This window comes from Ruegeria sp. AG1 (assembly GCF_056541705.1).
On record NZ_JBQFYU010000008.1, the window covers coordinates 110,194 to 124,455 of the forward strand.

16 protein-coding genes are annotated in these 14,262 nt (G+C 61.3%); 6 read left to right on the forward strand and 10 right to left on the reverse strand.

Features of this window, described 5'->3' with window-relative positions:
- Nucleotides 1–134: 134 nt before the first annotated feature.
- From ACR0B5_RS13790 to ACR0B5_RS13825, 8 genes are all read right to left on the reverse strand, one after another.
- Nucleotides 135–404: a hypothetical protein gene (locus ACR0B5_RS13790; RefSeq protein WP_480541152.1), complete on the reverse strand. Its 270-nt coding sequence runs from the start codon at nucleotides 402–404 to the stop codon at nucleotides 135–137.
- Entirely contained in the window at nucleotides 401–1,006 is a 606-nt protein-coding gene (gene plsY, locus ACR0B5_RS13795) for a glycerol-3-phosphate 1-O-acyltransferase PlsY (protein WP_480541154.1), read from the reverse strand. Before plsY ends, ACR0B5_RS13790 begins: the two co-directional genes overlap by 4 nt.
- Nucleotides 1,006–2,286 carry a dihydroorotase gene (gene pyrC / locus ACR0B5_RS13800; protein WP_480541156.1) on the reverse strand — a complete coding sequence of 427 codons (1,281 nt, stop codon included), beginning with the start codon at nucleotides 2,284–2,286 and terminating at the stop codon, nucleotides 1,006–1,008. Before pyrC ends, plsY begins: the two co-directional genes overlap by 1 nt.
- Complete coding sequence (locus ACR0B5_RS13805; protein WP_480541158.1) at nucleotides 2,283–2,735, reverse strand: hypothetical protein; 453 nt, start codon at nucleotides 2,733–2,735, stop codon at nucleotides 2,283–2,285. The genes pyrC and ACR0B5_RS13805 overlap by 4 nt, the downstream gene beginning before the upstream one ends.
- Nucleotides 2,732–3,118 carry a hypothetical protein gene (locus ACR0B5_RS13810; RefSeq protein ID WP_170480953.1) on the reverse strand — a complete coding sequence of 129 codons (387 nt, stop codon included), beginning with the start codon at nucleotides 3,116–3,118 and terminating at the stop codon, nucleotides 2,732–2,734. Before ACR0B5_RS13810 ends, ACR0B5_RS13805 begins: the two co-directional genes overlap by 4 nt.
- Nucleotides 3,103–3,621: a hypothetical protein gene (locus ACR0B5_RS13815; protein WP_170642734.1), complete on the reverse strand. Its 519-nt coding sequence runs from the start codon at nucleotides 3,619–3,621 to the stop codon at nucleotides 3,103–3,105. The genes ACR0B5_RS13810 and ACR0B5_RS13815 overlap by 16 nt, the downstream gene beginning before the upstream one ends.
- Entirely contained in the window at nucleotides 3,618–4,553 is a 936-nt protein-coding gene (locus ACR0B5_RS13820; protein WP_170642735.1) for an aspartate carbamoyltransferase catalytic subunit, read from the reverse strand. The genes ACR0B5_RS13815 and ACR0B5_RS13820 overlap by 4 nt, the downstream gene beginning before the upstream one ends.
- A 163-nt stretch (nucleotides 4,554–4,716) precedes the next feature.
- Nucleotides 4,717–5,349 carry a scavenger receptor class F, member 2 gene (locus ACR0B5_RS13825; protein WP_170678653.1) on the reverse strand — a complete coding sequence of 211 codons (633 nt, stop codon included), beginning with the start codon at nucleotides 5,347–5,349 and terminating at the stop codon, nucleotides 4,717–4,719.
- Nucleotides 5,350–5,432: 83 nt separating this feature from the next.
- Here ACR0B5_RS13825 and ACR0B5_RS13830 point away from each other — a divergent pair, with 83 nt between their 5' ends.
- The 6 genes from ACR0B5_RS13830 to ACR0B5_RS13855 all read left to right on the forward strand — a co-directional run bounded on the left by ACR0B5_RS13830 (nucleotide 5,433) and on the right by ACR0B5_RS13855 (nucleotide 12,925).
- Nucleotides 5,433–6,197, forward strand: a complete 765-nt coding sequence (locus ACR0B5_RS13830; RefSeq protein WP_170678655.1) for a uracil-DNA glycosylase — start codon at nucleotides 5,433–5,435, stop codon at nucleotides 6,195–6,197.
- On the forward strand, nucleotides 6,197–6,796 hold the full coding sequence (locus ACR0B5_RS13835) for a metallophosphoesterase family protein (RefSeq protein WP_480541307.1): 600 nt from the start codon (nucleotides 6,197–6,199) through the stop codon (nucleotides 6,794–6,796). Before ACR0B5_RS13830 ends, ACR0B5_RS13835 begins: the two co-directional genes overlap by 1 nt.
- Nucleotides 6,793–7,413, forward strand: a complete 621-nt coding sequence (locus ACR0B5_RS13840; RefSeq protein ID WP_170639861.1) for a LysE family translocator — start codon at nucleotides 6,793–6,795, stop codon at nucleotides 7,411–7,413. Before ACR0B5_RS13835 ends, ACR0B5_RS13840 begins: the two co-directional genes overlap by 4 nt.
- A gap of 6 nt (nucleotides 7,414–7,419) precedes the next feature.
- Nucleotides 7,420–7,962 carry a molybdenum cofactor biosynthesis protein B gene (gene moaB / locus ACR0B5_RS13845; RefSeq protein WP_170678659.1) on the forward strand — a complete coding sequence of 181 codons (543 nt, stop codon included), beginning with the start codon at nucleotides 7,420–7,422 and terminating at the stop codon, nucleotides 7,960–7,962.
- A gap of 107 nt (nucleotides 7,963–8,069) precedes the next feature.
- Complete coding sequence (locus ACR0B5_RS13850) at nucleotides 8,070–9,518, forward strand: efflux RND transporter periplasmic adaptor subunit (RefSeq protein WP_480541161.1); 1,449 nt, start codon at nucleotides 8,070–8,072, stop codon at nucleotides 9,516–9,518.
- Between the two features lie 5 nt (nucleotides 9,519–9,523).
- A complete protein-coding gene (locus ACR0B5_RS13855; protein WP_480541163.1) occupies nucleotides 9,524–12,925 on the forward strand; it encodes an efflux RND transporter permease subunit in 3,402 nt (1,133 codons plus the stop codon).
- On the opposite strand, the gene ACR0B5_RS13860 is transcribed toward ACR0B5_RS13855, so the two are convergent.
- Nucleotides 12,922–13,380, reverse strand: coding sequence for an NUDIX hydrolase (locus ACR0B5_RS13860; RefSeq protein ID WP_480541165.1), 459 nt, complete (start codon nucleotides 13,378–13,380; stop codon nucleotides 12,922–12,924). The two genes, ACR0B5_RS13855 and ACR0B5_RS13860, sit on opposite strands and share 4 nt — an antisense overlap.
- Nucleotides 13,346–14,155 carry a protein-disulfide reductase DsbD domain-containing protein gene (locus ACR0B5_RS13865; protein ID WP_480541167.1) on the reverse strand — a complete coding sequence of 270 codons (810 nt, stop codon included), beginning with the start codon at nucleotides 14,153–14,155 and terminating at the stop codon, nucleotides 13,346–13,348. The genes ACR0B5_RS13860 and ACR0B5_RS13865 overlap by 35 nt, the downstream gene beginning before the upstream one ends.
- Between the last annotated feature and the right edge of the window lie 107 nt (nucleotides 14,156–14,262).

Sequence of the window (14,262 nt, forward strand, 5' to 3'; positions counted from 1 at the left end):
CCGGGATTTTATCTTGTGAGACCGGTAATTGGCCGCCACGGAATGCAGATGGGAGGCTGGTTGATCACGTTCAAAACAATGAATTGTGATTGTGCCACGACACAGAGGTGCTGTGCAAAAATGCGGAATATCAATCAGATATCCGGGGTCAGCGCCAATACGAAATCCACCACTTTGGGGGCGGGCATTTCACAGGGACGCAGCAGCGCGCCGCTGTTTCGCGTCTGGTAGAGGTTCAGGCTGATATAGTCTGTCCCGCCCAGCTCATGCGCGACAAGCTTGTGGGATTTGCCCCCGGCCAGAACCTGCCGCGAGATCACATAGCGCTTGGCGTCTGCTCGGCCAGAGAACGTTCCGGTGGGCAGGGCGAAAAATGCCGTCAGAAAATCCTCTGGCGGGGTCACGATTTCCCGATTTTCGGCTCGGTCCGGGATTTGATACGGGCGACGTTGTCCTTATGACGCCAGTAGATCAGGAAGGTCAGGGCAATTCCGAGGATGAATGTTTTGCCGTCTGTCAGAGTGATGATCCAGGTGGTCGACAAGGCCGCTGCGGCCAGCGCTCCGGCCGAGGACATACGCCAGATCGCGACGGAGACCAGCCAGGTCAGACAGCAAGCAACGCCGACGCGCCAGTCCAGCGCCAGCCAAAGCCCGATGAAGGTTGCAACGCCCTTACCGCCCTTGAAGGCAAGCCAAACAGGCAAGCAGTGGCCAAGAAAAGCCATCAGGGCGGCAATCTGCGCCGCGTCCTCACCTGCATAGGCGCGGGCCAGCAGGACCGCCAGCGCCCCTTTGCCGCCATCCAACAGCAGCGTCAGCGCGGCGGCCGGTTTGCTGCCGGTGCGCAGAACATTTGTTGCGCCGATATTGCCCGATCCGATCTGCCGCAGATTGCCCAGCCCCATGACACGCGCGATGATCAGGCCGAAAGGGACTGATCCGATCAGGTATCCCAGGGCCGCCCACAGGGCGAGGATGGTCATTGAGCTGTCGATTTCGGGCATCAGGTTCTCCGGTAGACGTCTTTGCCGGCCACATAGGTTGCAAGGACCTTACCTTGCATGCGCTGACCGTCAAACGGTGTGTTCTGCGATTTCGATTTCAGGGCAAACCGGTCCAGCACAAAAGGCACATCTGGGTCGAACAGGACCAGATCGGCAGGCGCGCCCTGCGCTAGTCGCCCGCTGTCCAACCCCAACCGTTTCGCCGGATTCAGCGCGACGGCCCGGAACAGAGTGGGCAGGTCCAATTGCCCTGCATGAAACAGGCGCAGGGCTGCAGGCAGGAAGGTCTCCAACGCAACCGCGCCCGAGGCGGCCTCTTCAAACGGCAGGCGTTTGCTTTCTTCGTCCTGCGGCGTGTGCATCGAACTGATGATGTCGATCAGACCCGTGCGCACCGCTTCAATCACCGCTTGCCGATCATCCTCAGACCGCAGGGGCGGCTTGACCTTGAAGAAGGTGCGATAGTCGGCCACGTCCAGTTCATTCAGTGTCAGATGGTGTATCGAGGTCCCGGCGGTGATGTCCAGCCCGTTGCGCTTGGCACGTTCCAGTGCGGGCAGGGCGCGGGCGGTCGTTATCTGGTCGGCGTGATAGGCGGCTCCGGTCATCTCGAGCAACGCGATGTCGCGGTCCAGCCCCATCCGTTCCGCCATGGGCGAGACGGCTGGCAACCCGCGCAAGGCGGCAAACTTGCCGCTGGTCGCAGCGGCCCCTTTGCTCAACCCCGGTTCCTGAGGGTGCGCGATGACCAGCGCGCCGCAGGATTTGGCGTAGGTCAACGCACGGGAAAATACCTTGGTGTTGGTGATGACGTGATCGCAATCGGTGAAGGCGACCGCGCCCGCATCCTGCAGGAACCCGATCTCGGTCATCTCACGCCCTTCGCGTCCTTTGGTGAGGGCGGCCATGGGAAGGACGTTGACAGGCGCATCCGCTTGCGCCCGCCTTGTGGCGAATTCCAGCGTTTCGGGCGTGTCGACGGCGGGCAGCGTATCGGGTCGGGTGACGATGGTGGTCACCCCACCCGCCGCCGCCGCCAGCCCGGCAGATTTGTAGCTTTCCTTATGCCGCTCACCCGGTTCGCACACCTTAACGCCGATATCGACGATACCGGGGGCCAGGCATTTGCCGTTGCAGTCGATGACGTCTCCGCTGATGGCTGGGGCGTTTCCATCCCCCAGCGCCACAATGCGTCCGTTTTCGGCGTGTAGCCAGCCCAGGCTCTCCGTGCCAGTTTCCGGGTTGATCAAGCGGGCATTGGTGAAAACGACAGAAGTCATGCTGAGGCCTCTCGGGCTTGGTTCAAAGCCGCCAAAGCGGCACTAGGGTCGGAAAGGTATTCGAAGACAAGAAACAGGCGGCGCGAAAACACCACGTTCTGACCGCTGCGATGGTAGTTCAACGCGTGGTCGATCGGGACGTGTTTGGGCTTGAAGATCTTGCTGATCCACCATGCATTGCGGGTGGTCACCACATAGACACGACACCTGCGCAACAGGCGGTCGTACCAAATGAGAAATATGACGAAACCCGTGGACCCGATCAGTTTCCAATAGTCGCGCAGGGTGTCGGCGAACCACGGGCTAGCCAGCCATGCCAGACCGAGGCTCAAGATCAGAAGCCGGTAAGCCCACCCTACATGGGGCGGAAAATACCCCTGATGCGGTTGCCCGGTCCAGAGGACCTCTTCGCCCTCGGGGATATGGGTTCGCCACCACCCGTCACTCATCCCGCGGCCCTTTCGATGGCGGCTTTGGTGGCGGCGGGGTTCGCCTGATATTTGATGAGGTGCTTGTCACCGCCCCGTGTCACCACCTGAACAAAGCTGCCCATCGTATTGACGGCTTCGATCTGGTTCAGCGCGACGACCCGAGGGCCGGGGCCGGTGAGGGTGGTGTCAGACAACTCCCACGTATTGTTCAGCTCTTCCGACGCCAGATACCAGGCGCGAAAACCGATGGCGGCCAGCCCGGCTGGCGCGCCGGTCCAGACATAAGGGTTGCCGATCAGCCACAGCACCAGCATCGCGCCCGCCATCGCAATGGCGGCGAGGGTCAGGTTGGTCTGGATATAGGCGCGTTTGTCCGGGGTGAAGGTCACAGGATCAGCCATAGGGCACCTCCGATAACAAGCAGAGCGATCACCGCCATCAGGGCCGATCCAACACGGCGGGGGGCATCATTGTCCATGGGCGGTTGCGGGGCCGAGAACGGCTTGGCACTTTCGGTTTCAATTGCACCGCCGGTCCAGTTTGTGGCCTCTTCGGTGAACAGACCCAGCAAATGCTGACGAGGATCAGGGTTCAGCTGCGCTGCGCGCCCTCCAAAGGCTGCGCTGCGCACGACCATGACCCAGCCCTCGACGGCTTCAAGCATGCTGCGATCCAGTTGATCCTCGGACACGCCTCCGCCCTCATGCAGATAACCATAAAGCCCAAGGTCTTCGAGGTCGGAGACCGGGAAAATGTCGATTTGATCTGGGTCCAAGCCATTGACACCCAGAACCTGATCGGCCGCACCGGGCTCGCGCAGGAACTTGGCCTCTTCCGGGCGCATGTCCAGCGCGAACAGTCGGATCACGCCGTGTTCATGGGGGGCGACGGTCAGATCGCTCATGCGACCTCACTCAGGTTGCGGGCCAGAAGCTCCATCGCAGCCATACGTACGGCGACGCCCATTTCGACCTGTTCCTGAATGACCGAGCGGTTGATGTCATCGGCCAGCGTGCCGTCGATCTCAACCCCGCGGTTCATCGGTCCAGGGTGCATTACAATGGCATCGGGCTTGGCCTGCGCCAGTTTGGCGGCGTCCAGCCCGTAGCGGTGATAGTACTCACGCTCCGAGGGGATGAAGCCGCCATCCATCCGCTCTTTCTGAAGGCGTAGCATCATCACCACGTCGACGTCTTTGAGGCCTTCGTTCATATCGTCATAGATCTCGGCCCCGAAATCGGCGAATTGCGAGGGGACCAGCGTGGGCGGGCCGATCAGGCGAATGCGGTTCTCCATCTTGCCCAGCAGGATCAGGTTCGACCGCGCCACGCGGGAATGTGCGACGTCGCCGCAGATCGCGATGTTCAGGCGATGCAACCGGCCCTTGGCCCGGCGGATCGTCAGAGCGTCCAGCAAGGCCTGTGTGGGGTGTTCGTGCCGCCCGTCCCCTGCGTTCAGAACCGCGCAGTTGACCTTCTGCGCCAGAAGGTCCACGGCCCCGGAATGCGGATGCCGTACCACCAGCAGGTCAGGATGCATTGCGTTCAGTGTCATGGCGGTGTCGATCAGCGTCTCGCCCTTTTTGATCGAGCTGGCCTGCATCGCCATATTCATCACATCCGCGCCCAACCGTTTGCCCGCCAGTTCGAAACTGGCCTGCGTGCGGGTCGAATTCTCGAAGAACATGTTGATCTGAGTTAGCCCCGACAGAACGTCCGAATGCTTGGTCGACTGGCGGTTCAGGTCGACGTATTTTTCGGCCAAATCCAGAATGGCGGTGATATCGGATTGCGACAGATGCTCGATGCCAAGAAGGTGACGATGGGCAAAACGCATGGCGGGCTCCTGTCTGACAATCGGACCGCTTATAGAAAGCCACGCGGGCAGAGGCAACCTAAAGCGTTTCGGGTTTTATCTGAATCACTCTACGACACGAATGTGCCCCCGAACGCCGCAGGCGTGGCAGGGTATTCGTGTCTCAAGTTAAACCCGAAACGCTCTATGGTTCCGACCCTTCGGGCAGATTCTCGCACCCGCCTTCGGGCAGGCATTGCTCGCCGGGTTTGCACCACTTTCCATAACCACAGTCGATGGCCTTGATCGGAACGCATCCCTGATGGTCCGAGCATTTGAAACCGGGGCGGCATTGCGATCCGGTTTCCTCGCACAAGAACCATCCGGGACGCGTGCATCCGCCTCCCGGCAGGCACGACGACCCGCGCGCGCAGGTCAGGCCATCATCGCATATTTGCGGCGGGTCAAGGGCCTCAGGCAAACTGGGGTTCAAGTCGGGTATGGTTTTTTCACATTGCCCGCGCGCACTGCAAAAGCTGCCTGAGGGACAATCAAGACTTGAGGTGCAAGCGTTTGCCGCGGCAGGCGCGCAGCGTGTGCCACCCGCGACGCAGCGCTCGAACGCGCCACAGCTGCGACCGCCGCCGCAATAGGTTCCGCCCAAGGGAATGCAGTGACCATCAAAGCTGCACCTCTGCCCGCCCGAGCAGCAGCGGCTGCCGCAGGCAAACTGACCCGCCCGGCATTGATCCGCCCCGCCAAGCAACTGGGCCGAGGCGGGTTCGCCGCCGAGGGCAAGCGCCAAAGCTACCAGAAGGAATCGCAGAAAAGACAGCATGACGCCCGCATGGTCGGTCTGTCCCGGTGCCGAGGCAAGGTCTATTCGCTTTCCCTCAGGCAAAAGCTGGTTAGATTGAGGGCATGGAATCGGGCTTGGACTATCACACTGCAAAGGCGCTGCTGGAATGGCAGATCGAACTGGGCGCGACCGAGGCGATCGGGGACGCGCCGATTGATCGCTATGCCTTGCCGGATACGACGCCCAAGGCGAAGAAGCCTGCAACCCCGCAAACCGCGCCGGAAAAGCCCAAACAGGTTGATCCAGTTGCGAATGCCAAAGCGGCCGCTCAAGGTACCGCGTCCCTCGACCAGCTGCGCGCGGTGATGGAGGCGTTCGATCATTGTGAGCTGAAGCGCGGCGCGCGACAGTTGGTCTTTGCCGATGGCACTCCGGGTGCGCGGGTGATGATCATTGGCGAGGCTCCGGGCCGGGATGAGGATCGCGAAGGTAAACCCTTTGTTGGTCGGGCCGGGCAGCTGTTGGACCGTATGCTAGCGGCGATTGATCTGGACCGCGCGCAGGATGTCTACATCACCAATGTGCTGCCCTGGCGCCCACCGCAGAACCGCGACCCAAAACCCGAAGAGATCGGCATGATGAAGCCGTTCTTGGAACGTCACGTGGCGCTTGCCAAACCCGAAGTGCTGGTGGTGATGGGCAATATCAGCTGTCAGGCGGTTTTGGGCAAACGCGGCATCACACGCTTGCGCGGGAGTTGGGATCAGGCGCTGGACCTGCCTGTCATCCCGATGTTCCACCCCGCGTACCTGCTGCGACAGCCGCAGATGAAACGACAGGCTTGGGCTGATTTGCTCGAGCTGAAAGCGCGACTAGGGGCTGGATGATGCGTATCCTGGCGTTCTCGGACCTTCACATGGCACGTAACCGGGCGGCTGATTTGGTGGCGGCCAGCGCCGATGCGGATTTGGTAATCGGGGCCGGGGACTATTGCAACATGCGGCAGGGGCTGGATGAAGCGATGCAGATGCTTTCTGGCATAGCGGCACCGCTGGTTCTAATCCCGGGCAATGCCGAAAGCGCGGCCGAGTTAATGGATGTCGCCCCCGATGGCGTCCATGTGCTGCATGGCACGGGCATGACCGTCGACGGGTTGCGCTTGTTTGGCTTGGGCTACGGCGTGCCGGTCACGCCGTTTGGCGACTGGTCCTGTGACCTGAGCGAGGCCGAAGCCGCAGAGATGCTGGACCGTTGCGATGGGACGGATGTGCTGGTTGTTCACTCTCCGCCCAAAGGGTTTGGCGATACTACGTCGCAAGGGATGTCCGTCGGATCGGTCGCCGTGCGCGATGCGGTGGAACGCCTGCAACCGGAACTGGTCTTTTGTGGGCATATCCACGATAGCTGGGGCTATCGCGGGTCATTGGGTCGTTCAGAAATCGCCAATCTTGGCCCCAGAACAAATTGGTTTGAGGTTGCGATATGATCGAAACCGTTACTCTGCTGGCCTTTGTCCCTGCCGCGATGTTGCTGAATCTCACACCCGGCGCGGATATGATGTTCTGCTTCGGGCAGGGCCTGAAATCCGGACCCCGTCCGGCGCTGGTGGCAAGCGCCGGGATATCGCTGGGTTTGATGGTGCATGTCCTGCTGGCAGGGCTGGGCCTTGGAGCCTTGGTCAATTCGATGCCATGGCTGTTTGATGTCATCCGCTGGATGGGTGTTGCTTATCTGCTGTATCTGGCCTGGGGCGCAATCCGCAACGGAGCGGTCTCGACCGCAGGGCCAGCAAGGCCGACGCGCATGGCGTTTCGGGATGGGATGGTGGTGAACCTGACCAACCCCAAGATCGTTCTGTTCGTTCTGGCCTTTATCCCTCAATTTGTTGATCCTGCGGCAGGGCCAATCCTAGGGCAGTTTCTGATCTTTGGCGTGATCATCGCGCTGGGCGGGTTTGTCGTAAACGGGTTGGTGGGCGTGTTCGCCGGAGGTGCTGGACGTTTGCTGATCGGAAACCCGCGCGCCTCACGCATTATGGGGTGGGTGACGGGCGGGATTTTCACCGCGCTCGCGCTGCGGCTTGCAATCATGGAAAGGGCCTGACGCCTGATGTCACGTATCGACGAAACGATCGACTTTATCCCCATCCGCATCGCGGTTCTGACCGTCTCGGATACGCGCTCGGTTGATGAGGATCGTTCGGGCCAGACATTGGTGGACCGCATCGAAAAGGCGGGGCACGTGGTGGCGGATCGCAAGATCATCCGGGACGAGCGCGCCCAGATCGCCGATCAACTGCGCGCCTGGGTTGCGGATACCGGAATCGACGTGGTGATCTCGACGGGTGGCACCGGGCTGACCGGGCGGGACGTTACGGTCGAGGCGCATCGCGACGTCTATGAAAAAGAGATCGACGCTTTCGGGACTGTATTCACCATCATCTCAATGGAGAAAATCGGAACTTCGGCGGTTCAGTCGCGCGCTACGGGTGGCGTGGCGGGCGGCACCTACCTGTTTGCGCTTCCGGGCAGCCCCGGTGCCTGCAAGGACGCTTGGGACGGTATCCTCGAGAAACAGCTCGATTATCGCCACCGCCCCTGCAATTTCGTGGAAATAATGCCCAGATTGGACGAACATCTGCGACGGAAGTAGACTGGTCGCACGTTCAACACCTTATAACCGCTTTGTGGCTTGGCATATTTCCTGCCTCCGCTACATTTTCCGCAGGGCAGCCCATTTGCAACCGGGATGAATAGAAGATGCGATTCTTAAGGCAGAGTCTGGTCGGTGTGTTTCTTGCGTCGCTGACGCTGGCCTTGCTGTTTGTTGCCGTTCAGATCGTCACTGGTGCCGTGCAAGAGGTCCTGACCCGCGAGAATGAACAACCCCAAGCGCGCGAGCGGGTCTTTGCGGTGACTGTTCGCCCGGCTGTTTTTGAGACCGTCACGCCCAATCTCGAAGCCTTCGGCGAAGTGCAAAGCCGCCGGCGTCTGGAGTTACGCGCAGCGCTGGGTGGTCGCGTAATCTCATTGGCGGATGATTTCGAAGATGGCGGCACCGTTACCACAGGTGAGGTCTTGGTTGAACTTGACCCGGCGGATGCGCAATCGGCGCTGGATCGTGCCAAGTCGGACGTTCTGGATGCGCAGTTCGAAGAACGCGACGCCGAACGGTCTTTGCTGTTGGCGCAGGATGAATTGAAATCGGCCGAGGCGCAGGCCGAGCTGCGTGAGAGGGCACTGCAGCGTCAGCGCGATCTCGAATCTCGTGGCGTGGGGGCAACCGCCAGCGTCGAAGAGGCCGAATTGACCGCCGCCGCCGCTCAGCAATCCGTACTGGCACGTCGCATAGCGCTGGCGCAGGCGGAATCGCGGGTGGATCAGGCCACGACCCTGCTGGCCCGCGCGCGGATCGCGCAGGAAGCCGCAGAGCGGGATCTGGAGGACATGACCATCCGCGCCCGGTTCGGAGGCACGCTGACAGATGTCACGCTGGTCGAAGGGCGCTTGGTTTCGGCAAATGAGAAGCTGGCCGAACTGGTGGATCCCAACGCGTTAGAGGTGGCTTTCCGCGTTTCAACCGCGCAATTCGTGCGCTTGCTCGACGAGAACGGAGAGTTGATCAGCGCCCCCGTCACCATCTCGCTCGAGGTCACAGGAACCGACCTGACCGCGACAGGCCGGATCAGCCGCGACAGCGGCTCGGCGGGTGAGGGGCAGACCGGGCGCTTGATCTATGCGCGGCTCGAGGATGCCTCGGGCTTCAAACCCGGCGATTTCGTGACCGTGACGGTTCAGGAACAGCCCCTGGCGCAGGTCGTGCGCCTGCCCTCCTCGGTTCTGGATGCCGCCGGAACCGTTCTGGTGCTGGGTGCGGATAATCGCCTAGAAGCCCTGCCCGTGCAACTGATCCGACGTCAGGGCGATGAGGTTCTGTTGCGTGGCGAAGGGCTGGAAGGGCGCGAGGTCGTGATAGGCCGCACGCCTCTGCTGGGGTCCGGGGTTCGGGTGCGCCCCCTACGCGCCGAAGCCAGTGCCGATCCCGATCTGGTGGAATTGACCGACGCGAAACGGGCCGAACTGATCACCCATGTCGAGGCCAGCGAGGATATGCCCGAGGCCGAGAAAATACGCATGCTCGGTCAGTTGGAAGAGGCGAAAGTTCCGGCCTCGCTTGTGCGTCGCATTGAAAACCGGGCCGGGGGCTAGGCGCTATGATGCGCGACATCCCTAGCGCTGCCGGTGGTATCCTGAGCTATTTCACCCGGCACAGAACCGTGGCCAACCTGTTGTTGCTGGTGATGCTTGTGCTTGGCGCGGCGTCCATCCCGAATATGCGGGCGCAGTTCTTTCCGGATGTGGTTCTGGAACGGGTCGACGTGAATGTCGAATGGGAAGGGGCCGGCCCCGAAGATGTCGACAATGGCATTGTCCAACTGCTCGAACCTGAATTGCTGGCGGTTGAAGGTGTGGCAAGCACCACGGCGACCTCTCGCGAAGGCTCTGCTAGTATCCGGCTGGAGTTCGAGCCGAACTGGGACATGTCCCGCGCGGTGGAAGAGGTGCGCACCGCCGTCGACAGCGTCACCAATCTGCCCGAAGATGCCGAAGAGCCCACGATCCGACGGGGGGCCTGGCGCGATCGGGTGACAGATGTTGTCGTCACCGGCCCAGTTGATCCGGACCAGCTGGCCAAGTTCACCGATGAGCTGATCAACCGCCTGTTTGCCGCTGGCGTGACCCGTACCACGATCCGCGGTCTCGCCGCCCCGCGTGTGGTGGTTGAGGTGCCGACCGCGCAGCTGATTGCCAATGATGTGGCTTTGGCCGACATCGCCTCGGCCATTTCGGCTGAGGTCAATGCCAGCCCGGCGGGGGATGTGACAGGCGCCAACGCACGCATCCGGACCGGCGCGGAAAAGCGCACGCCGGAAGAGATCGAGACCATCGCTTTGCGGACTTTTGCGGACGGATCGAAACTGTTTGTCGGCGATGTGGCGCAGATCCGGGTGGAAGGGGTCAATCGCAACCGTAGCTATTTTGTCGGCGACAATCCCGCCATGTCGGTTCGGGTGGACCGGTCCAATCTGGGGGATGCCATCGCGATCCAGCACACTGTCGAGGAAGTGGTGACCGAGATGCAGGCCAGCCTGCCCGAAGGTGTCTCGGTCGAGATGATCCGTACCCGCGCGCAGGCCATTACTGACCGTCTGGATATTCTTATCGACAATGGGCTGGTTGGCCTTGGCCTTGTCGTGTGTCTGCTGTTTCTGTTCCTGAACGCGCGCATTGCTTTCTGGGTTGCTGCGGGTATTCCGGTTGCGATGTCGGCGGCGATTGCGCTGATGTATATCGGTGGCCTGTCGCTGAACATGGTGTCTCTGTTCGGTTTGATCATCACGCTTGGGATCGTGGTGGATGACGCCATCGTTGTCGGCGAACACGCCGATTTCCGCGCCCGCCGTCTGGGAGAGCCGCCCATCGTGGCCGCCGAACGCGCCGCCCGCCGGATGGCCATGCCGGTTTTTGCCGCCACGATCACCACCGTGATCGCCTTTTTCGGCCTGACCCTTGTGGGTGGCCGGTTCGGAGAGTTGATCCGTGATATCCCCTTTACGGTGATCGCGGTGCTAGCGGCCTCACTCATCGAATGCTTCCTGATCCTGCCCAACCACATGTCCCACGCCATTGCGCATTCTGCCAAGGAGCATTGGTACGACCTGCCCAACCGGGTGGTGAACCGAGGCTTCCGCTGGGTGCGGGACACCCTATTTCGCCCACTAATCGCTTGGGTCATCTGGGCACGCTATGTCGTGGTTGCACTGATGCTGGTGATTCTGGCGACCCAGGCTGCCCTGTTCATTCGCGGCGATGTGAACTGGCGGTTTTTCAACGCGCCCGAGCGTGGCTCGGTCACCGGCAATTTCATCATGGCGGAAGGGGCAACCCGTTCTGACACGATCGCCATGATGCGCGAATTGCAGCGCGCCACCGAAGAGCTGGGTCAGATCTACGAGGACCGCCACGGGCGCAATCCTTTGGAATATGTTCTGGCCGAGGTTGGCGGCAGCGCAGGGTTCGGTCTGTCCGCCGCTGAGGGCAAAGATGAAGATCTTTTGGGCGGTATCTCGATCGAGCTGATCGACGCCGACCTACGCCCCTATTCCAGCTTCGAATTTGTTGGTGAGCTTCAGGATTTCGTCCCCCGCCATCCCAAGGTTGAGCTGCTGAGCTTCCGTGGCTGGCGCTCGGGTCCCGGAGGGGACGCGATTGACGTGCAGTTTTACGGCGCGGATGTAGACACGCTGAAAGCCGCCTCCGAGGATTTGCAGACCGAACTGTCAAAATACCCAGAAGTCTCGGCGCTTGAGGACAATCTGGCCTATGACAAAGAAGAATACATCCTCGACCTGACGGCACAGGGTCAGGCGCTGGGCTTCCGCATCGAAACGCTGGGCCGCGTGCTGCGCAACCGGTTGAACGGGATTGAGGCCGCGACCTTCCCCGATGGGCCCCGCAGCGCTGAGATCCGCGTGGAACTGCCCGAGGGCGAGCTGACCGCCGATTTCCTGGAACGCACCCTTATGCGCACGCCCGACGGGGTCTATGTCCCGCTGGCAGACATCGTCTCGGTCGAGCGTAAATCAGGCTTTTCGACCGTCAGGCGCGAGAACGGACTGCGTGTGATTTCGGTGAATGGCGACATCTCCGAGGATGACCCCGCCCGCGCTGCCGAAATCGGGCGCGCAATGAACGAAGAGATACTGCCGCGCATTGCGGGCGAATATCAGGTCGACTGGCGCATGGCGGGCTTGAGCGAACAAGAGGACGAGTTCCTGTCCGAGGCGCGCACCGGTCTGATTCTGTGCCTGACCGGCATCTATCTTGTTCTGGCTTGGGTGTTTGCCAGCTGGTCGCGGCCTCTGGTGGTGATGTCGATCATTCCGTTTGGCTTGGTGGGCGCGATCTGGGGGCACTACATTTGGGATGTGCCGCTAAGCATGTTCACCGTTGTCGGGCTGTTGGGTATGACGGGCATTATCGTCAACGACTCGATTGTCCTTGTGACCACGATTGACGGCTATCAGCAGGAGAGGGGGTTGGTGCCCTCGATCATCGAAGGCACAGCCGACCGGTTGCGTCCTGTGATGCTGACCACGCTGACGACGGTGCTGGGTCTGACGCCGCTGCTCTACGAAGGCTCGCAACAGGCACAATTCCTTAAACCGACGGTGATCACGCTGGTTTATGGGCTGGGTTTTGGAATGGTACTGGTGCTGGTTCTGGTGCCCGCTCTGCTGGCGATCCTGAACGATTTCGCGCGCCCGATGACTGCGATGCGCCGGGCGATCTATGCGCGGGACCGCGTGGTGCAGGCCGCACTTGGCGCTACGGCTGGGGTGCTGCTGATCTGGTTCGGAGTGACGCTGGTCTGGCCGATGGTCTCGGGTGCGCCTGTAGACCCATTGGTCGGTCTTTATGGAGGTGCAGAGGCCCCCGAGATTCTGCGCATGGGTTTGGGAGCGTTTGTGGCGGGTGCCATCCCCATCGTGATCCTGAGCGTGCTGCTGTCCGGGATGTTCTATGCCCGGTTCAAAACCCGGGCCGGGGCCTAGCCTGCCTTTAGCGCAAGCTGCAACAGGCTGGCCACACGGTTGCTCATCGGCAGGTCGCCTTTGAGGATCCGCTCGATAGGAAACCATTGCGCGTCCAACGCATCATCTCCTGCCAAAGGCGTGCCGGATTGGTACCGACAGGCCACCCCGACCAGTAGGTAGTGCGACAAGACTTGCCCATCCGTATCCCTCCTCAGCAGGTCTAGATTGTCCAGATAGTGTAACGGTTCAGCCGTGACCGATGTTTCCTCAAGCAATTCCCGTTCTGCGGCCTCAAGGACGGTTTCACCCCACTCCACATGGCCGCCGGGAAACCCCCACAAGCCTCGATCCGGTTCCTTGCTGCGTTGCACCAGCAGAACGTTCTCCTGATGCAGCACAACGGCCAGCGCACCGATCTTGGGGGATTGGGTCAAAGGGTCAGCCTGCAGAGCATCCCTGGATGTCCACAGCATGGTTAGCGCCCAGAACCGTGATACGAATCTCAGACCGGTCCAGCGCAAAGGGTGCGCCCGAGGCGCTGATCACCTCGGATCGTGCAATCAATGTGCCGCCCTGCCGCTGCGTTTCGGGCTGCGAAGCCCAAAGGACCGGGTTCCCCGGCTCGATCACCGCAACCTCCTGCCCTCCGGCCGAAGGCATGGTCACCCGCGCCTCGATCTGCATCCCGTCCGAGGTTGGGGTCAGATGGCAGCTGGCCTTTGCCACACGCGCTTCGCGGGCCGAGTAGGGGCGCTGCGCCAAAGCGGCTGCAATTGCAGGATTGCGACCTGCATCAGAGTCAACCTTGTGGTCAAAATCCAGACGCTGCGGGATGCACACGTCCTTGCACACCCCCAAATCCATCTCACCCCGCAGGCGCACGGGTTTGGCTGGGTTCTTGGGCGTAATCTCAACCGGCAGCACCAATTGATCCTCGTAGCCGATGGATTTCAGGCCGTTCTGGTCGAAAATCTCGGGCGCGGGCCAGGTGATACGCACGTCGCCCACGTTCCCGGACCCGCTCCAATCGAATTGCGGCGGGATCCCGGCGTCGCCCGGCGCGCGCCAATAGGTCTTCCACCCCTCCTTGAGGGTCAGACGCAGCGCGCCCAGATACGTCCCATTGGCCGTGCGCCCGCCATCCAGAACATCCAGCGCTACAACCCCGTCCAAACCCTGCGCCGAGGCGGGTGCGGACAGGCCCAGACAGGCGAGCAGAAGGGCAACCGAAGATTTCATGCGAGTCATCATACCCCATTACATGCGCCGTGCGGACCTGAAATCCAAGTCACGTTCGGGTCACCTGTGTGAAATCTGCTGAAATCAGCTTTGCTCCCTTGCCAATACCAGTGCCT